This window comes from Rubrivivax sp. A210 (genome assembly GCF_904426505.1).
Taxonomy (GTDB): domain Bacteria; phylum Pseudomonadota; class Gammaproteobacteria; order Burkholderiales; family Burkholderiaceae_C; genus Rubrivivax.
The window spans coordinates 550,741-571,484 of record NZ_CAJGBN010000001.1; the positions used below are offsets into that span (position 1 = coordinate 550,741).

Here is a 20,744-nt window from a genome sequence, read left to right on the forward strand (position 1 = left end):
CCATTGGCATCGTGATGTCGCTCAGCCCGTGCTCCAAGCCCGAGGGCGCTTCATGCCCGCAATTCGACACGCCTGCGCGACATAGCCATAGGGAAACAACTCGAAAAGACGTTTGCGCCCCTGGCCGGGGCGCCGCTGCTCGAGATGTCGCATGACCCATCGAGCGTCTGGCGTGACCTGGTGCTCTTGTTGTTGCGCACGCATGAAGCGGATCACGAACCAGTGATCGTCGGCGAGCGAAATGCCCTGGTTGACTGCAGCTTGTTCTGCCCAGCCTTCGGTCCAGTCTGCGGGATCCACGAGATAGCCTTCTTCATCTTGCTCAGGCATGGACGTCTCCTGTAGGGGGTGCGCTCGATACGGTGATCAGCGCTTCGATTGTTTGGGGGCGCGTTCGGCGCTTGGCCTCAAACGGCAGTAGCGGAATCACGTCGCTTCCGCATCGCCAGGCCGATGCGGTCCAGTTCCGTGGCGCTCAGCAGTCGTGCCGCCATCGGCAGCAGTTCGTCTTCTTCGCGTGCGATGTGCAGCTGGTACAACTGAACGAAACCCGACACGTCGGCATCGGTAAGCGCCGAAGCCGTACCGGCGGCGACCGCTTCCAGCTTCTGGCGCAGCGTGGCCCAGCGCCTCTCCAGCGCGCGGTGATCTGTGCACAACGAGGCTGTGAGGTCACGCAGGCACACCGCATCGGAGCCGGCCATCGTCTCCAGCAAGGCGGGAAAGAGATCCTGCTCCTCGTCTTCGTGGTGGTGATGTGCAGCGGTGTCGAAGTAGCGCATGACGGCCCGCGCGGCCTCTTGTGCGGGACGGTCCGAGCCGTGGCTCTGCAGGTGGGCAATCAGACGCAGCAATGTTTCGCACTGAAGCTGTACTCGCCCATGGCACGCTGCCAGCATTTCCAGGGGAACTTCGAAGCCGACGGCAGGTGCGTTGTGGCCGGGGAGGGCGTTGGTCATGGCGACGTTGCTCCGGTGAGCCTTCAGGCACTAGGGGCCGGTTCCGCGGCAAGCTTGCGGCTCGCCGGCGATCTGATCGACTTGCCCGTCGCCGCTGGCCGGCCTTGGGTCATGTCCGCCAGCGTCGCGCCGTCCAACGCCCTGAAGTAGCTTTCCAGCGCTTCGGCGAAGAGGTGCTTCAGCCGGCAGTTGGGCGACAAGGTGCAAGCGTTGGTGGACTCGTCGAAACACTCCACCAGTCGGAAGTCGGTTTCAGTGGCGCGCACCACATCTCCGATGCGGATGGTCTCGGGCTCGACCAGCAGTCGCAAGCCGCCACCGCGCCCTCGGGTGGTCGCGAGCAAGCCCTTGCGGGCCAATTCATTGACGACCTTCATCAGGTGATTCTTTGACAGCCCATGCTGTTCGGCCAACTCGCCGATCGTGACCAGGCGGTCCCGGTGCCGCGCGCAGTACATCAGCACGCGCAGCGTGTAGTCGGTGTATTCGGAAAGCCGCATGCATTGCCCTAAAGATGCATGAAGTGTATTGCTTTAAATCTCTCGGGTCTATAAGATGCATATGCGATGTATGTTTGACCTGATCCTGGATGTTCCATGGATCAGGAACCCTGTCCCGACCATGACGATCTCCCTTCCGCCGCTCCAGACCACGCCGCCAGTCACCCTGCCATCGCCCCAGGGCTGGCCGCTGCTGCGGCTCGGCTTTCGCCCGTTCTACCTGGGTGCGGCCGCCTACGGCATGCTGGCCGTGCCGCTGTGGATCGCGCTGCTGCTGGGCCAGGTGTCATTGAGCCTGACGATTTCGCCCGTGCTCTGGCACGCCCACGAGATGCTGTTTGGCTTTGCCGTCGCCGTGATCGTGGGCTTCCTGCTCACCGCGGGCAAGGCATGGACCGGCCTGGCCACGCCGCGCGGCGCGGTGCTGGCCGCGCTCGCCGGTCTGTGGCTGGCCGCCCGGCTGGCTGCGGTGTTTGCGCCCTATGCCGTCTATGCGGCGCTGGACCTGCTGCTGTTGCCGTTGGTGGCGGTCATCCTCATCACCGTGCTGCTGCGGGCCGGCAATCGGCGCAACCTGCCGCTCGGCGGCATCCTGCTGCTGCTGACCGCAGCCAACGCGGCGTTTCATGGCGCCGCGATGGGCCTCATCGACATTGCCCCGGTGCGCGCACTGCATGCCGGCCTGGCGCTGGTGGTGATGATCGAATGCGTGATCGCCGGGCGCGTGGTCCCGGCCTTCACGATGTCGGCGCTTCCCGGTGTCAAGCTGCAGGCATCGCCAGCGCTGGAACTGGCCACGCTCGCCGCCACGGCCCTGAGCCTGGCGCTGTGGGTGCTGGCACCGCCGAATGCCTTCACCGCCGTTGCGCTCGGTGCCGCGGCCTTGCTGCACGCCCAGAGGCTGTGGCGCTGGCAGCCGCTGCGCACGCGCGCACGCCCCATCCTCTGGGTGCTGCACGCGGCCTATGCCTGGCTGCCGGTCGGCCTGGTGCTGCTGGCGATGTCCCAGCTCGGCGCGGTCGGGGTATCGGCGGGCATCCACGCGCTGGCGGTGGGCACCACCGGCGGGCTCATCATCGGCATGATCACCCGCACCGCACGCGGCCACACCGGCCGGCCGTTGCAGGTGTCGCGGCTGGAAGTGGCCGCCTACCTGCTGGTGGCCGGCGCTGCCGTGACGCGGGTGCTGCTGCCACTGCTGGCGCCGCGGCAACTGGTCATCTGGCTGGTGGTTGCAGCCGCAGCCTGGGGGCTGGCGTTTGCGCTCTACCTGGCCGTCTTCGCACCCTGGTTGCTGGCGCCACGCCTCGACGGCAAGGACGGCTGAGTGCCGGCCTCGCTGCACCTTCTCTCGTCCGCCCACGTCCCCGCGCCCGTCGCGCCAGTTTGCTCGCGTTCTCTCTCCACCCACACCGAAAGGCATAGACACCATGTCCACCCTCGCCACAGTCACCCCCACGACCATCGACCTGCGCACCATCGCACCGCGCGACCGGCATGCCATGGTCTTCGGCCGCTTCGATGCCTTGCCCGCGGGGCAGGCTATGCAATTGGTCAATGACCACGACCCCCTGCCGCTGCGCTTTCAGTTCGACGACCGTGCCCCTGGCCAGTTCGAGTGGGCCGCGCTGGAATCGGGGCCCGCGGTCTGGCGGGTGCAGATCACGCGGGTTGGCATGAAGGCCCTGCCGGCGGCCGGCGGCTCCTGCTGTTCCGGCGGCGCCTGCTGCGGCTGATTTGCATACGGCACAGCCATGACCTTCGTTGTCACCGAGGCCTGCATACGCTGCAAATACACCGACTGCGTGGATGTGTGCCCGGTCGACGCCTTTCGTGAAGGGCCGAACTTTCTCGTCATCGACCCCGACGAGTGCATCGACTGTGCGGTGTGCGTGCCGGAGTGTCCGGTCAACGCGATCTACGCAGAAGAGGATGTGCCGGGCGATCAACAGCACTTCACAGCCTTGAATGCAGAGCTGGCTCGTGATTGGAAGCCCATCACCCGAACCAAGCTGGCTCTGCCGGACGCCGAAGAGTGGAGCCGCATCGAATCGAAGCTCAGTGAACTGAAACGACAAGAGCTGTGACTCAAAAGGCACCTTCGCCCCCCGTCATTCCGATCCGGCCAATCACCCCCGTCGGCGACCCGGACGGCGGCACGCAGTTCGTCTCGATGTACCAGAAGCAGCCCGACATCTACCCGCGGGCGGTGAAGGGCTGGTTCGCGACCTGGCGCTGGACCTTCGTCTGGTTCACGCAGCTGTTGTTCTACGGGATGCCCTGGCTGCCGTGGGATGGTCGTCAGGCCCTGCTGTTCGACCTGGAGGCGCAGCGCTTCTATATCCTGGGTCTGGTGCTTTACCCGCAGGACCTGATCTTCCTCGCGGCCCTGCTCGTACTCTCGGCGCTGGCCCTGTTCTTCTTCACCGCGGTGGCCGGGCGCCTGTGGTGTGGTTACACCTGCCCGCAGACCGTCTACACCGAGATCTTCATGTGGGTCGAACGCCAGTTCGAAGGCGACCGCATTGCCCGCATGCGGCTGGACCAGGCGCCCTGGTCGGCCGAGAAGGTGGCGCGCAAGGGTGCGACGCAACTCGCCTGGGTGGCCATCGGGCTGTTCACGGGCTTCAGCTTCGTCGGCTACTTCACGCCCATCCGCGAGTTGAGCCAGGCGGCGCTGACGCTGACCGTGACGCCCTGGAACGCGTTCTGGGTTCTGTTCTACGGCGCTGCAACCTATGGCAATGCGGGCTACCTGCGCGAGCAAATGTGCAAGTACATGTGCCCCTACGCCCGCTTCCAAAGTGCACTGATCGACAAGGACTCGCTGGTCATCACCTATGACAGCGCACGCGGCGACCCGCGCGGCTCACGCTCGCGCAAGCTCAGCGCATCGGCCCAAGGGCTGGGCGACTGCATCGACTGCACGCTGTGCGTGCAGGTCTGCCCCACCGGCATCGACATACGCAATGGCCTGCAGAACGAATGCATCGGCTGCGCCGCCTGCATCGATGTCTGCAACGACGTGATGGACAAGATGCACTACCCGAAGGGCCTGATCCGCTACGCCACAGAGAACGGGGTGGCGGGCGGCTGGTCGAAGCTGCAGATGTTCAAGCGTGCCCTGCGTCCGCGCGTGCTGATCTATGGCGGCCTGCTGTCGGCGGCCAGCGTGGCCTTTGCCGCCAGCGTGGTGATGCGCAGCCCGTTCCAGGTCGACGTGGTCAAGGACCGCGGCGTGCTGGCCCGGGTCGTCGAGGAGGGCGCCATCGAGAACGTGTACCGCCTGCAGATCATGAACCGTACCGAACAGCCGCAGACCTACCGCATCGACGCCCGTGGCATCCCGGGCCTGGAGGTGCGGGCAGAAGTCGTAAGGGCGCCACCCGCAGGCATAAGCACCGTCGTCGTCAGCCTGCGTCTGCCGTACAGCGCTGCCCAAGCCCTGCTCGGAAAATCGGCGCCGGTGCAGTTCGAAGTCAAGCTGCTGGACGGCACGCGCGCCGCCGCTGCCGTGCAGCGCGAGAAGTCCACATTCTTCGTTCCACGATGAGCGGCCCGCGCAGGCCGTCAAGTCGCCGGCCGCGCTTGGAGCATGGGGAACAGCCCGACACCTCCATCTGCACGTGCTGCACCAGGTAGTCGAACAGCTTGGCGACTGCAGCGCGCAGCGCAGCCACCGGTCTGCACAAGGGGCGTGGCTCGATAGGCGGCCACACGGTTGCATGACCGGCGGCTTCGCCGCCCGGAATCAAGATCGGCGAAAGTCGGCAGTGGGTCGAATCCGGGTTTACCCGAGTGTCAGCTGTGCTGCCGGCCAAGTTGAACGGCAGCTTTGCGGATGAACGATCGAGGCCGCGTGAGGCAGCCCGCGACCCTGAGTTGTCGGTAAACGTCACGAGGCGATGCTCTGCCCTGCCGTGCCTCAACGGCGCCAGACGACCGTCGGTCGAGATGCGTCGCCATCGTCGGTGAACAGCAGCAAGCGGTCGTCGAAGACCAAGGGCTCTGGCCCCTGTAAGGTCGTCGGCAAGGGAATACGCCACTCGGATGCCAGCAGCGTCCCGGCAGGGAAGCCGCCGGCCTCGATGTTCAGTTCGACCACGCGAACCCAGTTCGAGGACAGGGTGGTGCCGGCGTCTATGGGTCCGAAAGCCTGCATTTGTGCAAACACCCGACCGCCGGACACGGCCCACAACTGCCGATCGAATGGCGCGCCGTCGGAACCCAGCGCGACCAGCGAGGCAGCCCGGAGCGACGAGGTGTCCGTGCCTACTCCAATGGGCTGGCCGAAGGCGTCGAGTTGCACCGCATGCGGCATGTTGGCTGCTCCGGCCGGGTCAGCGCCACTCCAGAACAACCATTGGCGCGTGCTGTCGCTCAAGGGGACAGGTACGCCCACCAGGCCCGACTGCGAATCACCCCAGGGCAGCGTGCGGTCGACTGCCACGCTGCCGTCGGCGTTGACCCAGGCCACACGCGTGGTTACGCGCGCGCTGGTGTCGAGTTCCTGCCAGGACACCATTGCACCGCCGCCCGGCCTGGCCGCCAGGCGCATCATGGTTGGGGCCAACGAAAACGAGGCCAGCCGGGTCTCCGGCGTCGCCGGGCTGCCCTGCGCGTCGATGGCGCGCAATACCATTTCGGGACGGAGGCTGCTGATGGTCGACCGCTGCCAGAAGAGCCACAGGCGGTCGCTCCCGGGGGCGCCGGAAATCAAGGCCTCGGACTCGAAAATTGTGTCGGCGCGGCCCCCGGACAGGTCTACCCGCACCGGCAATGACGTTGCGGGCGTGCCGGTGTCCAGGACGCTGTGCAGTTGATAGAACGGGAAACTGCCACTCAGCACACGCACGCCAACGGGCGGACGCCACATGGCACGCACCACGCCCGACGGCGCGAACGACGGGTCGCGTGACAGCAAGGCGCCACTGCGCGACAGCCGAATCAGGGCCCGACCGTCGTAGGCCAACACGGCGTCGGGGGTAGCCACGGCCAGGGAGATCGAGCCGCCGCCAGCGCTGCGGCCTGGGCCCGAGGCGTCCTGGACCAGGTAGCCGTAACCCTGGGTCACGCCGTCATAGCCGGTGAGCAGGTCTTCGTCATCCAAGGCCCGCCCGCCCGTGCCCATCGTGGCTTGGCGCACCACGCCCACATTGGGCTGGTACCAGATGGCGCCCTGTGACTCGACCAGAATCGGCGCACCGCCGCCGCTCGGGATGACGCGCACTTTCAGGAACTGATCCACTCGCAGAGCAGCTACAGGCACAGCGCTGCCTGGCAAGCTGATGTTCTCGTTGCCGGCCACCACGCTCCAGATGGCCACGTCAGCCGCATCATTGACACGATCACCATCCACATCGGCACCGCTGTTGAGCACACGTTGGTCAAGCAGCACCGACTGCTCGCCCTGGCGCACCGGTGAACGCAATTCCGCGCCCGCGACTGTGATGCGCGTACCGCCATTGCTCAGTTCCAAGCTGGTCGACAACATCACGGCGCCTGTGGCCGCATCCACGCTCAATCGGATGCTGGTTGACAGGTCGGATGAGTCGGTTTCGATCACCTCCAAGCCACTGCCTGCGCTCTGGCGCACGGTGGTTTCCCTTTGAACAGCGAGCGTGCCCTGTGTGTAGTCGCGGCTGCGGTAGACCCACTTCGACCCCGCTCGCAGCGGCCGCAATGGCGCGGCCTGTGCATACAAGGTGGCCCCGGGCACACCGGCTGCGGGAACCAGCCCGGTAGCCGTGCCAACACCCTGGCCGCCATTGGCTCCAGCGCCGCCACTGCCACCGCCTCCGCCACATCCGCTGATTACCGCCGCCAGCAAGGCGACCGCCCAGCGGCGCGACGTTGACCATATCTTCACCTTCATTTGTTCTCCCTGACGGCATGATTGTTGGTGCCGGCACCATCTTGAGCCACGTGCCGGCGATGTGGTGAGCCATCGTGGCGAGGACCAAGCTAGTGATCGGCCTGAGATTTTTCGTTCGCAGCCCGGCTCACCTGAAGTTCGGCCTGTGGCTCAAAGCCACGCCGGCGGCAACAAGCTGATGGCACAAATGGCCTACCGGCTACCATTGCGCCAGTCCCACGGAGGAATCGGGCTTGGGTCGGCCCACAGTCCGAGGTGCCTTCCTTGCGCCTGCCCCTGGACTTTGTACAGCCCTCGGTCCGTGACATAGCGCTCATAGACCCAGGCCATGCCCCGCCGCACCTGCTCTTTATTGGCGTCGACGCCGGCGCACCAGACGCGCCCCAGCGTACGCCCGTAGCGATCTTGCCCCTTGTCGACGACGTGTACCGGCCGCCGAAAGCAAAGGTCGGCCAGCGACGTGCGAGCGCGTTGTCCGTAGGGCTGGGCTTTCTCCGGCGCGTCGATCTCGACCATCCGCACCTTGAACTGCCCTCCCCCGCTCAACACCGTCAAGGTGTCGCCGTCGGCGACGCCGACCACCACGCCATCGATGTCGGTCGCGCATGCGAGCCCCTGCACCAGCCAGGTGACCAACACCAGCAGGCGACGGCTATCGTGGCTTCGACTCGCTGGCATGCGCCGAGCATGCCCTGTCGGCGTCGGCGCTTCAACGTGCGCAAGAGCCATTCAGCGGCGCAGAGCCCCGGCTGTGGCCCGTCGATCCACATCGGCAGCGCCACGAGCTGGACGGGCCGTCGGACCCGGCTTCGTCTCCCGGCCAGCAACCGTGATCGCCTGGCAGACCTCGCCCTGCCAGGGCAGCCCATGCACGATTCTGTTCAGCACCACGAGCTGCTCGACGTGCGGCAGCTCAACGTCCTCGGCGCCGACGAAGCGTACATTCGTCGACATGCAGTTCGGATCTGAAAGCACCACGATGCCCGGCCTGGCCTCGGTCCATTCCCATGCTGCAGCAGCGTCCTGACCGGAAATCCTGCTGAACCAGACAGTTTCACCGACACGACGTCCTTCCGCGTCACGCTCCGGCCGCACGTGCGTGACGCAATGCAGGAACCTTGGTAAGGAAACATCAGCGCCGGGAAGATAACATTCGCATACCGGCAACGACTTGATCATCCACGCATGAATAGCCATCGATTTTCTTCCTTGGGATGCTTGGGGGAACACAGCTTCATCGATAAGAGGTCGACCGGCAAGCTACAAAAGTTGGTGGTATGGAACCCGTAGCCATCCGGCACCAGGATTACCTGGACGTTGGAACCTCGCCCGACCGGGACACTTTTGAGCGGCGCCTGATCGGCTTCGCCCAAAAGATGGAGTTCGGCATCGTATCGGCAGCCATTGCCGTTGATCGGCCCGGCGAGCGGCCGATATTCGTGATGATCGGGAATACTCCCGCATCCTTCCTGGAGGCCTCGCAGCGGCCGGAGGATGCGCGGCGCGATCCCGTGATGAAGCGCATGCGGACCAGCAGCGTTCCCTTCATCTACGACCAGCGCCTCTACGTCGACGATGGCGCCGGCGACCTGTGGGAGGCTCAGGCTCCGCACGGCTATCGCACGGGCGTGTCCATGGCCCTTCACCTACCGGCGGGACGTCACTTCTGCCTCGGCGTCGACAGGGAGGCGCCCCTGCCATCCACCGATGTCGCGTTGACCCGGATGATGGCCGACCTGCAGCTCCTTGCCGTCTTTGCCCAAGAGACCGCGATCCGGGTTCTGTTGCCGACGTCAGAACGGGAGAGTGAGGCCGCGACGCTGACGCCCCGTGAGCGCCAAGTCTTGCAGTGGACCCGCGACGGCAAGACGGCCTGGGAAGTGGGCGCCATACTCGGGATGAGCGAGAACACCGTCAACTTCCACCTCAAGAATGCCACGAGCAAGCTCGGCGTGACGAGCAAGCATCAAGCGGTGCTCAAGGCAATGAATCTCGGTCTTATCTGAGCCTTGTGGCCAGCAGACGTAAAAGAACGGCGCTGGGTATTTCTACCCAGCGCCGAAAATGGTCGGGAGTCGGAGGGACAAACGTCCAGACCATCAAGAAGAATCTTGGGGCGCGATATTGATGGCGCCCCGATACTCCGAAGGCGAGTGAACCAGGCCGAATAATCCTTCAGGCGGTTCAGGCGCCCCAGCCGCCGCGCGGAAAGCCGAGGATTTCGAGGATGAGGTCGAACATGATGGGTCGCTCCGGTTGAAAGGAAGTGGTGATGAAATTCGATAAAGTGAATTTCAGCACCGATCTTCCGCAAGCGGCCCTACCAAGGTTTGTAGGTTCTCGAAGCGGCCCGGCCGGACGCCGAACTATCCCAACCAGCCGGCTTGGAGCGCTGTGGCCACAGCGTGGGTCCGGTTCGAGCAGTTCAGCTTGCGAATAGCGGCGTCCAGGTGCTTGCCCACCGTGGACTCCGAGATCGAGAGGATCACGCCGGTTTCCCAGGCGGTCTTGCCCGCCGCGCACCACAGCAGGCACTCACGCTCCCGGGGCGACAGCGGGTTGACCTGGCCGGTGCCGTTCTGGGCCCAGATGAGCCGCTCGCCGGCGGCGTGGGCATAGGCCACCACCAGGCTCAGGTTGGCCAGGTCGGCTGAGCGGGCGACATCACCCGGCCGGGATGATCTTGAACTCTCGACACCCAGACAGAAGTGCCGCCCTCCCGGCAGATGCAGGGCCAGGATCATCCCGCTGAGCATGCCCCAGCTCGCCAGCTCCTCCCACTGCTCGCCGCGGCCGGCGTCGATGTAGGCGTCCTGGCCCCATGCAAGCGGCAAAGTGCTGCGCTTGACCGCCTGCATCACGGGGTCGCGACGCATGGCGCCGTCCTCGACATAGGAGGCGGCGGCGAACTGTGCCGGCACGTTGTGGAAGCGCTCGATGCGGCCCGGAGCGGTCGCCGTGCGGTCCTGGAGCAGGAAGCCGCCGAAGCGCTCGCACCCCATGGCCTGCGCGGCCTGTTCCAGCGTGCGATGGTAGTCCGCCATGGTCTCGGCCTCGAGCATGGACTCGCAGATCTCGATCACGGTTGCCACGATTTAAGGCTCCGAAGAATTTCCAGCTGCCAGGGCAGTTGATGAAGAACGCGCGCGCAGTAGGCGCGATGCAGGCTCGGCGAAACGACACCGCTGTCATCCGACAGCAGTGCATTGGTCGCGATGTCGGTCATGTCGGCCAGCGCGATCGCGCCGGGCGCGATCGCCGACCAGGAGAAGGCCAGCCCCACCCGACACTCCCACTCGGTCGTGGCCACCCACAGCGACTGCCCGCTGAGGGCGTCCCGCCTGCAGGATCTGCAGGGCTCGAACGACAGCAGACCGAGCATGCGTGCGTGCAGCTGCACCAGGGGCCAGTCGCCCACCTCGGCAATCGGGCGGGTGCCGCTGCAGGGGCGCATAGCGCCGGTGATGCCGACCATCAGGCGCCCCATGGGCCAGCATTCCGGTATCGGACGGCGTCCGACCGCGCAAAAGGGCGCGGCGCAACCCCAGACAGAGCTAGCACAAGCGTCGCGCGGCGGTCAATGGATTGACCTCGCCATTGGTCGCTGCAGGCCGTGTCGGGAACACTGGCGCCCTGTGGGTACGGATACTTGAACGGTCGCTCGCCCCTCTCGCATGAGGGCCCGACCGGCGCCTGGGAGCTTCCACCGTTGACTGTGTTGCAGCCGCGGCCGGCACCCCGCGACAGCGGGTGCCCAGTTGGGGATACAGCAAGACCAAGCGGAGCACGGAAGTGGAACGGATCAGTGTGGACCAAGCGCGGTGTGAACGGAGCGGCGCCTCCGGCCGGGCCGAGGACGGCATGGCACGCCTGTCGGTGCCCGTCGGCGTGTCCGACCAGGCGACCAGGATGTTCCTGCTCACGCGGGTCGTCGCCGCACTGATCGAATCCGAGAACTCGGCCCTGGCCGACCATTTGCGCGCCGGCCTGCCACCCGAGATTGTCGACCGGCTTCGCTCGCTGCCCCTTTCCGAGGCCCTGCACTTCACGGGCGGGGATTGCGGAATATTCATCGCGATCGACGGGCCCGCGCTGCATCGCCAGCTCGCGCGCCTTGACCGCCTGCAGGCCGACCGTCGGCAGTACGAGTACTTCGTTCGCGGCGGCGCCTCGCCGCAGCTGATTTCGCGGCTGTTCAGCGTCAGCCACAGCGACGTGCGTCGCCTGCGAAAGCTCATCGCACCAGCGACGTCCTCCGGTGGTCGCCCGAAGGTGCCCCAGGACTCCCTGCGTGACCTCATCCTCACGACCTGGCGGGAACTTGGCGTTCAGCAAAGCGAGCGGGATCGCTACTACCTGCTGAGCATGGCGTTTCCCGCGCTGCCCATCGTGTGCCTGGAATCCGTGGTCGAGGACGTCCCGCCCGCGTCGGCGGACGAGCAAGGCCGGCCCGGCCGGCACTGACGCCAGGTTCATGCGGCCGGTGACGGCTGCGCCGGCTCCGACCCGGCATCGCTGCCCGCCGGCCGGTCGTGCGCCGTCCACTTGGCCAGCTCGACATGGGCCAGCGGATGCAAGGCTGCGCGCATGATCAGCGAAGCGGGCCGCTGCTCGCCGTCAATGCCGTCGGCGCCATGCAGGCCCAAGGGAAGCGCCAGTTGGTGCTGACCCGCATCGGGAGAGACCGCTGCAGGTTCGGCCGTCCGCGCCGAACCGCGACCCAACCAATACAGCGAGAACGAGCGCTCCACCACCTCTCGCCACGAGACCCCCTGCCGCCGCAGCGACCACAGGGCGACACCGTACTCGCCCAGGCGCCCGGCGAAGTCCAGGCTGACGATGCAGGTCATGGTGAGGTTGCCGACCCCGAAGACGAAGGGCAGCATCGCGACACGCAGCAGCAGCTGCGTCGACGCCTTGCTCATCGAGAACGAAGCGAGCCGGGTCGTATCGCTGTAGCACTTCCGCATCTGGGGCAGGTAGTAGGCCGGCAGAGCAATGCCGGCCGCCACGTAGACAACTTCCAGCCAGCTCATGCGCGCAGAACCCCGGTGCCGCTCTTGTAGATGAGCTGCAGGTAGTGATACCCCACCAGCTTGGAATCGAAGGCGACGCGGATGCCGCCGACTTCCTGGGGCGCGTTGAGAGCGGCGACCAGGCCGGCGCGCGAGGTGTCTGGGGCCCGCCGGATGGCAGAGGCCAGAACGGAGCCATAGAGGTAGCCCTCGAAGGCCGTGAGGGAGTGGATGACACCCGGCCGGCTCCAGTCGACCGCCACCTTGCGGAAATGGTCCGCCAGCGGCGAGAGGTCGGTGCGAGGAAGCGGGAACGCCGACACCAGGCCCAGGCCCACCAGGTTCGGGTCCGTGGCCTCGGCGAGGCGGCGGGTCGCGCAGAACGACATGCAGAACACCGGCGCCAGGAAGCTCATCTTGGTGCGGGCGTGGGTCACGCCCTTGAGCATCGGGCCCTCGAGCACGAGCAGCAGCAGCGCCTTGGCGTGCTTGCTCGGATCCAGCGCCTTTGACACGGCCGCCTGGATGTCGCTGCCGCCGCGTTCCGCGGGCTCGTTCGAGACGACGGTGACGCCGTGTTCGGCCACGATTCCGGCCACGTGGGCCGCCGCGGCCGTACCGAAGGCATCGTTGCTGTAGACCACGGCCAGGCGGTTCAGGCTGGCGCCGCCGATGGTCCTGACCATCCGGGTCAGCTCGTCGGTGTAGGAGGCGCGAAGGTGGTAGACACCGCGCGTGCCGTCGCGCAGTTCGACCGCGCCGGAGCGCAGCCCGACCACAGGAAGGCCGCCGACGACGGCGCGCGGAACGGCCGCCTTGGCGTGCGGCGTACCGACGATGCCGGTCGTGGCCAGGATGCTGCGGTCGCGGGCGAACTGCTCGACCAGGCGCGCCGTTTGGTCGGCCTTGGCCTCGTCGTCGGCCCAGACCGGCTCCAGGTTCAGGCCCGCCTCGCTGGCGTGGGCGAAGGCCATTTCGTAGCCCGCGCGCAGGTCGTTGGCCACCTCGCTCTGGACGCCAGTGAAAGGCAGGGGAACGCCTATGCGCAGGCGCGGGCTGGCGCGCACGACACCGCTGGCCAGCGCGAGCGCGGCGCCGGCGCCTTGAAGCAAGCCGCGGCGCTTCATTTCGGGCCTCGCTGCAGCACGTCGACCTGGTCGCAGCGGGCACGCTCGGTCAGGAGGGTCACCGCTTCCTGCACCGAGGCACCGCGGTCGACGAGTTCCTTGAGCGCCACGTTGAGCGCCTCGGTGTAGGGCCGGCTGGTCTCGGTGCCGGGAGCCCCGCAGAAGATGGCGCGGTGCTCGGGCGAAGACATCGGCCAGGGCTGGTCGGCCGCGATTGCGGCCGACGACAGGGCGAAGGCGAACAGGAAGACGCGAATGCGCATGGTGGACTCCGTGTGGAAGGTTGCTCGATGACGAGTCCATGGAGGCAACGGCCGCTACCGCGGCGAGCACCCCGGCTCCCAAAGTCCACGGCAGACGGCCGGGCTGGGTGCCATTCCTAAGTCCACACGAGCCGGCCTTTGCGTTCGGAGGGCGGCTCGCCCCTTCCGATGGCCCTGGACCGCTGTCCAGTGTTTGCCAGGCCGATTGCCACGGCCTGGCCACGGGAATCATCTGCCTATTGGCTGCGTCCCTTCCCTTCGAGGTATCCAGCTTGATCGCTGCGAGTTGCAGGAGCAAGTAGGGACGAAGAGGTTTCGAGGCGCCCTCATACCGGCACCGCCTCGGACAGCACCACGTCCCGAGCCTTCACCGGAAGGTCGCCGGGGGTCAGAACGTCCACCGACACACCCAAGAGGCCCTCCAACGCATCCTGCAGGCCACCGATGTCGAAAAGCGTGGCACCAGGCATGGCGTCGACAAGAATGTCCAGGTCGCTGCCCTCCTGATCGGTGCCGTGCAATACGGAACCGAACACCCGCGGGTTTCCCACCGGAAAGTGCTCCACCAGCGCGCGGACGGCGTCGCGCTTGCCTTGAAGCGCCTGTGAAGGCCTCAATTGCAGCTTCCTTCATGGCGATCAACGCTGGCGATGGCATGCGGCGTGAACGCAAGGTGCAGGGCCGCCGAGCGGAGCTTCATGGCGCTTCGCCCCCAATGTCCTGGCTTCGGCGCAGGTCGGCCAGAACCTCCCGCACTCGAGTCTTCAGGCCGGGAAGATCGCCTTGAACTGCATTCCAAACGATTTCAAGATCGACATGGGCGTAACCATGCGAGAGCCGGTTGCGCATGGCGTACATGAATGCCCAGGGGACGCCGGCATGCCGAGCTGCGAATTCCGGTGCTGCGCGCTGGATATTGTTCGAGGCTTCCCCGAGGTTTTCCAGGTTGCGGATCACGGCGTCCTGAACCAATTCGCTACTGAGAAACGCACCCGCATCCATGCCCGCCGTATAGCGTTCGATGCGCTCAATGGCCTGCAGGATGTGCCCCAGGTAGTCCGGGACTCGCAAGGCCTTGCTCATACCGGCACCGCCTCGGAGAGAACCCGATTGCGGAATGAATCTGGCAAGGCCCTGGGCGTCAGCACATCGACCGTCACACCAAGCAAGCGTTCCAGTTCCACTTGGATGGCGGCCACGTCCATCAACGTGGTGTTGGGCGTCGGGTCGATGAGGATGTCGAGGTCGCTGCCCTCTGTATCCTGCCCATGCAGCACGGATCCAAAGACCCTGGCATTGCATGCGCGATGAGACTCCACCACTTGCCGGATCGCGGCGCGGTTCGAGGCCAAGGCTTCGGAGGGCTTCATGTGTGCATCCTGCAGGCGGCTGGCGATCACTGGATCAAGGTCATGCCCGCCGATCCGGCTGCCCCGGCGTCGAAGGTCATGGTCTGCTCGCAGCCGGCGCTCGAGGCGCCGCGCTCGATCAGGCAGTCCGCGAAATCGGCCGAGCCGGCCTTGAACATGCGCAACGCCTTGGCGACGTGATCGGCGCGGTCGACGACGATCTCCTTGGTCCTGAGCACCGCCTCCACCGCCTGAACCAGCTGGTTTCGGCCCAAGCCATAGCAGGACGACAGCACCCAGACGAGTTCGACCACTGACACCACCGAGAAGAACCCTGGCTCATCCTGCGTGAGCGACTCGACCAGACGGTTGGCCTTGAGCGACTGCTTAGGGTCGTCCTGCATGACGTAGCGCACGAGCACGTTGGTGTCCAGCCCAATCATCGCGCCGACGCCCCGCGCGCCTGGATCGCCGCGTTCATGGCCTCGACGCTCACCGGCCGGGCCGGCTTGGGAAACATGCCCTTGAGTTCCGTCACCGGCCGGGTCGACGCCACCACCTCGAAGCGGCCTGGCTCCACCTGGACGAACTCGATGCGGTCGCCCGCTTCCACGCGCAGGGCCTGGCGCACGTCGGCCGGAATGGTCACCTGGCCCTTGCTGGTCACTGTGGCGGTGGTCAAGACGATTTCCTCGAAGTTCGTTGCAGCCTTACTTTACTGTAAGGCAAAGTCAAGGGCAAGACGGCTTCTGCATCGGCGCGACGGAATCCTGAGGCGTACAGTCGACGCATTGCATGTGCGACGGAGAGCCGCCATGAAGACAGCCACCTTTCCTTCCGTTCGAGCCGATGTCGAGCTTCGCGAGGCCATCGACCGCCGCCGGGCGGAAGCAGCGCTTCTCGCGGGCGGTCTCGCAGCGATTGCTCGCACTCAGAAAGCTGGCAATGGCATCCCCGCAGATGACGTGATCGCCAAGCTGGAAGCTCGGTTGGCGTCGGCCCGTCAGGCCCTCGCTGATAAGGCGACGCAGAACTTGTCTCACAGGGGCACCAACCTCGATGCGGCGAGACATCAGCGCGAGAACGACTACCGCTGACGATTGGCAGGCCGCGTCCATGACTTGGCGCACGTCGGCCGGTATGGTCAACTGGCCCTTGCTGGTCGCAGCGGCAGTGGTCAACACTGAGCCCTACCGCAGCTCGATGCCAGGATTCGCACGGGCAGCCAGCCTGGCCAGCAGCTGCCCTATCCAGTCGGCCGCGGCGCCTGCGAAAGGCACACTGCCAGAGCGAGGACCGAAGTCCTGCACAGCCAATCCGGGCCAGCGCGCTTGGATGACCTGGTCGAGAGTGGATACCTCGTCGACCAGGCCCAGTTTCATGGCCTGAGCGCCGCCCCACACACCGCCGGCACCGAAGTCCACGTCGGCTGCCAGCTTGCCGCGGCGCAGCGCCTGCAGCTCGGCCAGGAAGGCGGCACCCATGGCGTCGACGAGCTCGTGCGCCTTGCGCTCGGCCTCCGGCGACATGGGGAGGTAGGGGTGCATCATGGTCTTCAATTCACCCGAGGCGTAGACGCGCTTCGACACGCCCAGCCGCCCCAGTCCTTCGTGGGCATCCCACCCAGAAAGCACCGCCCCGACCGACCCGACGAGGGAGTAGTTGCCGGCGTAGATTCGGTCTGCGTGAAGCGCCACCAGGTAGGCCACCGAAGCCCCCAGGTTGTTGATCACGGCAACGACCGGCTTGGGATGGCTTCGTCTCCAGCCGTCCAGCGCGGTGTAGATGCGTTCGGCCTCGAGCGGCGCGCCGCCGGGGCTGTCGATCGCGAGGACGATGGCCATCACGCCCTCGTTCTCGAAGGCCTTGCGCAACATGGCGTTGACGCGGTCCGCGGACGCCGGCGAGCCCTCGGTCATCTCGCCCTGCAGGCGCACGACGGCAACGCTGTCGCCGGTCGGTCCGAACCGCAGGCCGGCCGACCAGGCGTAGAAGCCCACGTAAAGGGCGGCCGGCAGCGCGAACATCAGGAAGTACAGCGCGGCGCGCAGCGTGCGTGATCGCCGCTCGGCCCGGCGGTCGACGAGGAGATCCGTCAGCGCAGCACGCAGGATCAGGCCCTGATCGATCTCCCCGGTCGGAACCCCGGCCAAGGCAGCGCCGGCTTGTCGCGCGCGCAAGCCGCGCCACAGACGTTGGAGAAGCGCCACAGCGGCCGAGAGGAAGGAGGGTCGGGGGTTCATTGCATTCCGCAGGGGAAGACAGCAAGGCGAGCGGTTCTAGGAGCCAGAAAGGTTCCGAGGTGCAACGGGCGGCTTTGAGAAACCGAGAACCCGGGAGTACGATTCCTACCCGCCAAATGGAGACACAGGGAGAGCCGTACATGGAAGCCATCAGCAATTTGTGGAGTGCAGTCACCCGCGGTTTCCGCGGCGCGCTCGACCTCGGTGCGATGGCTGTCGGCGTGGCTCCGACCAGCGTCGGGCTGGTTGATGCGGCGTGCTTGCCGATGGAGGCAGTGGAGCCTGCCGGATCTCGCGATGCAGCAGAAAGCGACGATGCAAGGCTTTCCTTCACCATGCGACAGGCGTTGGGCTTCGGGGATTCGGGTTACTTTTAAACCTAGTTCGGCCAGCGGAACGTCTAGGCCCTGAGAATCCGTTCCCGCGCTATGCAAAGGCGACCATGGCATTAGTGCCCCTTGTTCGGGTCAGGATGACCCGGAATGACCGTCTTCTTGGCGTCTTCCAAGAACTTGGTCGCCTCTGCGTCCTTCCGCTTCTGCTCTGCTGACGCTTCGTCGGAGAAAGCCCGGGGCGTGCCATCGGTGCCTCGCACGCTGTCAAGGGCCCTATTCCGATCATTCAAGATCGGCTTGTGAGCGGTGCTGACTTTCTCAGCTCGCTGGTCGTAGGAAAGTTGCGCCTCGCCCTGCTCGCGCTTCACCGTGGCTGAGGCCGCTGCCGCAGCCGCCCCGGCCTGACCATGCCCTTGCGCGACCCGTTGCTTGGTCTCCGGGGCGCGGACCTCGGCAGTGGGGTTCACGCCTAGACGTTGCTGTTCCTGCTTCAGACGCTCGTCGCTGGCCGCACGGGCGGCAACCACGTTGATCGCTCCGCCGCCAGGCTCGGCCGCGGCGAACCGGCCTTCGAGTTCGGGCTCGCCCCCCCGCGCTGCAGCTGCGGCCTTGGCTCCGAGGCTGGTGTGGACCACGTTCATTCCCAGACCAGGATCGGGCGGGATGAACATCGGCTTGCCATCCGGTGTATCCGTCCGCACCGAGCCTGCGTCGATGAAGGCCGTGACGATCTTCTGCCACTGGCGGGGATCGGCGATGCCGTCATGAACGCTGACTCCGTACCGGGCTCGCGCAAACTGATCGATTGAGTTGTTCCACTTCGTCGAAGCCTCTCGCGCAAAGCGCTCCGCGCCCTCAACCTTGGCGCTTAGCTGCTGGCCGCGGGACAGTTCAGCCGACTCCGACTCTCGATGCCCCTGAGCCTCGCGCCACGACGACTCGACGCGCTGGGTTGCGTCACGATTGCTTCGGCGTGCCTCTTCAAAGGCCTCTCCAGATCGGAACTGGCTCACGAGATCGTGCTTGCGCTGGGCGCCGATCTTTCGAAGCGAGTCAACACCCGCCGAAACCTCCTTTGATAGCAGCTCTCCCGACTCCGACTTGCCGTTGGCACCGAAGATGGGAATGGAGAGTCCGCTCAGCCCTGCTGAAAGTGCCTTCGTGATGGCACTAACGTCCTTCACTCCGTGGGTGGATGCAATCTTCTTGCTGAGGTCATCGACCTCGGTCGCCGAAACCCCCTCACTCCCCACCTTGCTCACGTCCCACCCCAGGGCCTTGCTGGCACTGGCCGCATTGCCGCGCGCCGCGGTCAGTGCCGCCGAGTACCCTGCGTCGATCGACCGCTCATAGGCCTTGCCATGGCGCTGGGCGGCTTGCATCGACGCAGAGGCCTCGGTGGCCATGCCGCGGGTCAACGCAGTGGTATCGGACAGCGACACCGGCGCCGAAGCCTCACGGTACTGCCCAAGGGTCTGGCCGTTGACGACGTTCCTGAACTCCACGCCGCCGACCGACTCGGTCCGGTACATCGCAGGGTCTGACCGATAGGCCGCCAGCTGCTGCTGGTCCATGCTGACGTTGCCCGCCTGCAGGTTGCCCTTGGTCGCCTGCGAGGCCTCGCTCTGCGCGGCGCGAAGGCCGCCGCCGGTGGCGCCGGTGATGGCCATGATCTTGTCGAAGCCGAAGAGCACGGCCGCGGCGATCACAGGCACGAAGGTCACCATCCAGGCCGAAGTGGCCAGCGTCGAGACCGAGGCCGAATACACAGCTGACGCGGTGCCCAGCGTGAGCCCGGTTGTGCCGCCGGACAAGTAGGCGGCCCCGGCCATGACCTTGGCTGCCTCCAGTGTCTGTAGGTAGTTCACCACCGCGAACATCGGCGGCCAGAGCTCGACCCAGATGAGCACGTAGACGTAGCTCTTGAAGAGAGCCGCCAGCGCCTTGCCCTCCGAGGCCACCAGCAGGATGCACAGCACCGGGAAGCAGGCGTAGAGGATGCCCTCGGTGATGTTGCGCACCACGGGCAAGGCTTCCTCGGCGATGCGGCCCTGGACCAGGTTGCCGGCGTTCATCTGCTGCGTCGCCTGCGTCTGCATGGTGGCGAGCATCAGGGTCGACGGGTCGTTCAGAGAGGCCCCGTACAGTGCAGAGGCCTCGGCGGTCGCATTGATCATGATGTTCTGCACCATGATCTGCGAGGCGGACGAGGCCCCCGCGGCCAGGGCGGCCTTGCCGTAGATCGCCGGCAGGGAAGCCTCGATCTTGTCGACGGCCGTGGCCGCGTTGATCCGGTAGAGGTCGGGCAGACTCTGCTGCGCGGCCCGCCGCACCGCCTCGGCACCCGCGGCGTTGACCTTGGTCAGCACCTTGGCCCAGACCGTGTCACAGCGCGCCGTCACCAGGACATTGCCGTTGTCGACATCGTGGTACGACGAACTCAGTGCCGGGTTTGCCATGGCGCCAGCCGAAGCCGCCAGGTCGAGCGAGTTCTCGACTGCATCGGCCGCGCGGCCCTGCTCAGGGAACATGCAGTTGCGGAGGTACTGCACGAGGTCTGCCTTGGCATACAGCGACATTGGCTCCGCGTCGCGCGACGCCCTGACCAGGCGGCTGCCGAACATCACCCCATGCTCGAGGTAGCTCAGCTCGGCCGGCAGGGCCGCGCTGGCCCTGGGGATGGTCTGGAACGCCGTCTCGAACTTCTCGGTGAGCGTGTGCCCGATGCTTGTCTTGACGCTGGCAAGCAGGGCCAGGGTCCAGGGTACGTTGGCCACCACGGCCGTGCTCTGCTGGCCCAGCTTGTCAACGATGGAGACGTCAGCCTTTGGCACCAGCAGGATGCTGGTGAGCACGGTCACCGAGAGGAACCAGCTCCAGCTTTTGGCCAGGTTGCCGGGCAGCGCCGCCAGTGTGGCGACAACGGCGAAGCCGATGATCAGCGCGACGCGGATGATGTCCATGTAGTCGCTGCTGCTCATCATCATTGCCACGGCGTTGAAGATGCCGTGCAGGGCATCGACGTTGCCGTAGGCGTAGACGGTCAGGGTCTGGGTCGGATTCATCGTGATGCCTCGG

26 protein-coding genes are annotated in these 20,744 nt (G+C 66.0%); 8 read left to right on the forward strand and 18 right to left on the reverse strand.

The genetic code is table 11. From position 1 onward, the window contains the following. Nucleotides 1-21: 21 nt before the first annotated feature. The 3 genes from JMV16_RS02380 to JMV16_RS02390 form a co-directional block, all read right to left on the reverse strand. Nucleotides 22-330 carry a TusE/DsrC/DsvC family sulfur relay protein gene (locus tag JMV16_RS02380; protein ID WP_201492535.1) on the reverse strand — a complete coding sequence of 103 codons (309 nt, stop codon included), beginning with the start codon at nt 328-330 and terminating at the stop codon, nt 22-24. A gap of 77 nt (nt 331-407) precedes the next feature. Then, nucleotides 408-959 carry a hemerythrin domain-containing protein gene (locus JMV16_RS02385; protein ID WP_201492536.1) on the reverse strand — a complete coding sequence of 184 codons (552 nt, stop codon included), beginning with the start codon at nt 957-959 and terminating at the stop codon, nt 408-410. A gap of 23 nt (nt 960-982) precedes the next feature. Further along, on the reverse strand, nt 983-1,459 hold the full coding sequence (locus JMV16_RS02390) for an RrF2 family transcriptional regulator (RefSeq protein ID WP_201492537.1): 477 nt from the start codon (nt 1,457-1,459) through the stop codon (nt 983-985). A 121-nt stretch (nt 1,460-1,580) separates the two neighbouring features. On the opposite strand from JMV16_RS02390, the gene JMV16_RS02395 reads away from it, so the two are divergent. From JMV16_RS02395 to ccoG, 4 genes are all read left to right on the forward strand, one after another. Then, nucleotides 1,581-2,786 carry an NnrS family protein gene (locus JMV16_RS02395; RefSeq protein WP_201492538.1) on the forward strand — a complete coding sequence of 402 codons (1,206 nt, stop codon included), beginning with the start codon at nt 1,581-1,583 and terminating at the stop codon, nt 2,784-2,786. A gap of 103 nt (nt 2,787-2,889) precedes the next feature. After that, nucleotides 2,890-3,195: a DUF2249 domain-containing protein gene (locus JMV16_RS02400; RefSeq protein WP_201492539.1), complete on the forward strand. Its 306-nt coding sequence runs from the start codon at nt 2,890-2,892 to the stop codon at nt 3,193-3,195. Nucleotides 3,196-3,213: 18 nt separating this feature from the next. Next, nucleotides 3,214-3,546, forward strand: a complete 333-nt coding sequence (gene fdxA / locus JMV16_RS02405) for a ferredoxin FdxA (RefSeq protein ID WP_201492540.1) — start codon at nt 3,214-3,216, stop codon at nt 3,544-3,546. Between the two features lie 86 nt (nt 3,547-3,632). Continuing rightward, nucleotides 3,633-5,012: a cytochrome c oxidase accessory protein CcoG gene (ccoG, locus tag JMV16_RS02410; RefSeq protein WP_201492541.1), complete on the forward strand. Its 1,380-nt coding sequence runs from the start codon at nt 3,633-3,635 to the stop codon at nt 5,010-5,012. Between the two features lie 372 nt (nt 5,013-5,384). Here the strand turns inward: ccoG and JMV16_RS02415 are convergent, their stop codons facing one another. The 3 genes from JMV16_RS02415 to JMV16_RS02425 all read right to left on the reverse strand — a co-directional run bounded on the left by JMV16_RS02415 (nt 5,385) and on the right by JMV16_RS02425 (nt 8,531). Next, complete coding sequence (locus JMV16_RS02415) at nt 5,385-7,334, reverse strand: hypothetical protein (RefSeq protein ID WP_201492542.1); 1,950 nt, start codon at nt 7,332-7,334, stop codon at nt 5,385-5,387. A gap of 192 nt (nt 7,335-7,526) precedes the next feature. Continuing rightward, nucleotides 7,527-7,973 carry a thermonuclease family protein gene (locus JMV16_RS02420; RefSeq protein ID WP_411565005.1) on the reverse strand — a complete coding sequence of 149 codons (447 nt, stop codon included), beginning with the start codon at nt 7,971-7,973 and terminating at the stop codon, nt 7,527-7,529. 90 nt (nt 7,974-8,063) lie between these two features. Further along, complete coding sequence (locus JMV16_RS02425) at nt 8,064-8,531, reverse strand: hypothetical protein (protein WP_201492544.1); 468 nt, start codon at nt 8,529-8,531, stop codon at nt 8,064-8,066. Between the two features lie 80 nt (nt 8,532-8,611). On the opposite strand from JMV16_RS02425, the gene JMV16_RS02430 reads away from it, so the two are divergent. Further along, on the forward strand, nt 8,612-9,340 hold the full coding sequence (locus JMV16_RS02430; protein WP_236580316.1) for a LuxR C-terminal-related transcriptional regulator: 729 nt from the start codon (nt 8,612-8,614) through the stop codon (nt 9,338-9,340). Between the two features lie 360 nt (nt 9,341-9,700). Here JMV16_RS02430 and JMV16_RS02435 read toward each other — a convergent pair whose 3' ends face one another. Next, nucleotides 9,701-10,426 (reverse strand): helix-turn-helix transcriptional regulator, encoded by a 726-nt coding sequence (locus JMV16_RS02435; RefSeq protein WP_201492545.1) that lies wholly within the window; start codon nt 10,424-10,426, stop codon nt 9,701-9,703. Continuing rightward, entirely contained in the window at nt 10,414-10,821 is a 408-nt protein-coding gene (locus tag JMV16_RS02440; protein ID WP_201492546.1) for a hypothetical protein, read from the reverse strand. Before JMV16_RS02440 ends, JMV16_RS02435 begins: the two co-directional genes overlap by 13 nt. 305 nt (nt 10,822-11,126) lie before the next feature. Here JMV16_RS02440 and JMV16_RS02445 point away from each other — a divergent pair, with 305 nt between their 5' ends. Continuing rightward, a complete protein-coding gene (locus tag JMV16_RS02445; RefSeq protein WP_201492547.1) occupies nt 11,127-11,798 on the forward strand; it encodes an STY4526/YPO1902 family pathogenicity island replication protein in 672 nt (223 codons plus the stop codon). An 8-nt stretch (nt 11,799-11,806) separates the two neighbouring features. On the opposite strand, the gene JMV16_RS02450 is transcribed toward JMV16_RS02445, so the two are convergent. The 8 genes from JMV16_RS02450 to JMV16_RS02485 all read right to left on the reverse strand — a co-directional run bounded on the left by JMV16_RS02450 (nt 11,807) and on the right by JMV16_RS02485 (nt 15,770). Continuing rightward, nucleotides 11,807-12,370 (reverse strand): hypothetical protein, encoded by a 564-nt coding sequence (locus JMV16_RS02450; RefSeq protein WP_201492548.1) that lies wholly within the window; start codon nt 12,368-12,370, stop codon nt 11,807-11,809. Beyond that, on the reverse strand, nt 12,367-13,476 hold the full coding sequence (locus tag JMV16_RS02455; protein WP_201492549.1) for an ABC transporter substrate-binding protein: 1,110 nt from the start codon (nt 13,474-13,476) through the stop codon (nt 12,367-12,369). The genes JMV16_RS02450 and JMV16_RS02455 overlap by 4 nt, the downstream gene beginning before the upstream one ends. Continuing rightward, on the reverse strand, nt 13,473-13,739 hold the full coding sequence (locus tag JMV16_RS02460) for a hypothetical protein (protein WP_201492550.1): 267 nt from the start codon (nt 13,737-13,739) through the stop codon (nt 13,473-13,475). The genes JMV16_RS02455 and JMV16_RS02460 overlap by 4 nt, the downstream gene beginning before the upstream one ends. Nucleotides 13,740-14,065: 326 nt before the next feature. Continuing rightward, nucleotides 14,066-14,356 carry a nucleotidyltransferase family protein gene (locus JMV16_RS02465; protein ID WP_201492551.1) on the reverse strand — a complete coding sequence of 97 codons (291 nt, stop codon included), beginning with the start codon at nt 14,354-14,356 and terminating at the stop codon, nt 14,066-14,068. Nucleotides 14,357-14,435: 79 nt separating this feature from the next. Continuing rightward, nucleotides 14,436-14,822, reverse strand: a complete 387-nt coding sequence (locus tag JMV16_RS02470; protein WP_201492552.1) for a DUF86 domain-containing protein — start codon at nt 14,820-14,822, stop codon at nt 14,436-14,438. Beyond that, nucleotides 14,819-15,109 (reverse strand): nucleotidyltransferase family protein, encoded by a 291-nt coding sequence (locus JMV16_RS02475; RefSeq protein ID WP_201492553.1) that lies wholly within the window; start codon nt 15,107-15,109, stop codon nt 14,819-14,821. The genes JMV16_RS02470 and JMV16_RS02475 overlap by 4 nt, the downstream gene beginning before the upstream one ends. 26 nt (nt 15,110-15,135) lie before the next feature. Further along, nucleotides 15,136-15,531 (reverse strand): PIN domain-containing protein, encoded by a 396-nt coding sequence (locus tag JMV16_RS02480; protein WP_201492554.1) that lies wholly within the window; start codon nt 15,529-15,531, stop codon nt 15,136-15,138. Then, entirely contained in the window at nt 15,528-15,770 is a 243-nt protein-coding gene (locus JMV16_RS02485; protein WP_201492555.1) for an AbrB/MazE/SpoVT family DNA-binding domain-containing protein, read from the reverse strand. Before JMV16_RS02485 ends, JMV16_RS02480 begins: the two co-directional genes overlap by 4 nt. A 133-nt stretch (nt 15,771-15,903) precedes the next feature. Between JMV16_RS02485 and JMV16_RS02490 the strand changes: the two genes are divergently transcribed. Beyond that, nucleotides 15,904-16,185, forward strand: a complete 282-nt coding sequence (locus tag JMV16_RS02490; protein WP_201492556.1) for a hypothetical protein — start codon at nt 15,904-15,906, stop codon at nt 16,183-16,185. A 93-nt stretch (nt 16,186-16,278) separates the two neighbouring features. Here the strand turns inward: JMV16_RS02490 and JMV16_RS02495 are convergent, their stop codons facing one another. Continuing rightward, the gene (locus tag JMV16_RS02495; protein ID WP_201492557.1) at nt 16,279-17,331 is read right to left on the reverse strand and encodes a S49 family peptidase; all 1,053 of its coding nucleotides are present in this window, start codon (nt 17,329-17,331) and stop codon (nt 16,279-16,281) included. Between the two features lie 140 nt (nt 17,332-17,471). On the opposite strand from JMV16_RS02495, the gene JMV16_RS02500 reads away from it, so the two are divergent. Further along, the gene (locus tag JMV16_RS02500; protein ID WP_201492558.1) at nt 17,472-17,708 is read left to right on the forward strand and encodes a hypothetical protein; all 237 of its coding nucleotides are present in this window, start codon (nt 17,472-17,474) and stop codon (nt 17,706-17,708) included. A gap of 71 nt (nt 17,709-17,779) precedes the next feature. Here JMV16_RS02500 and JMV16_RS02505 read toward each other — a convergent pair whose 3' ends face one another. Continuing rightward, complete coding sequence (locus JMV16_RS02505) at nt 17,780-20,731, reverse strand: conjugal transfer protein TraG N-terminal domain-containing protein (RefSeq protein WP_201492559.1); 2,952 nt, start codon at nt 20,729-20,731, stop codon at nt 17,780-17,782. Between the last annotated feature and the right edge of the window lie 13 nt (nt 20,732-20,744).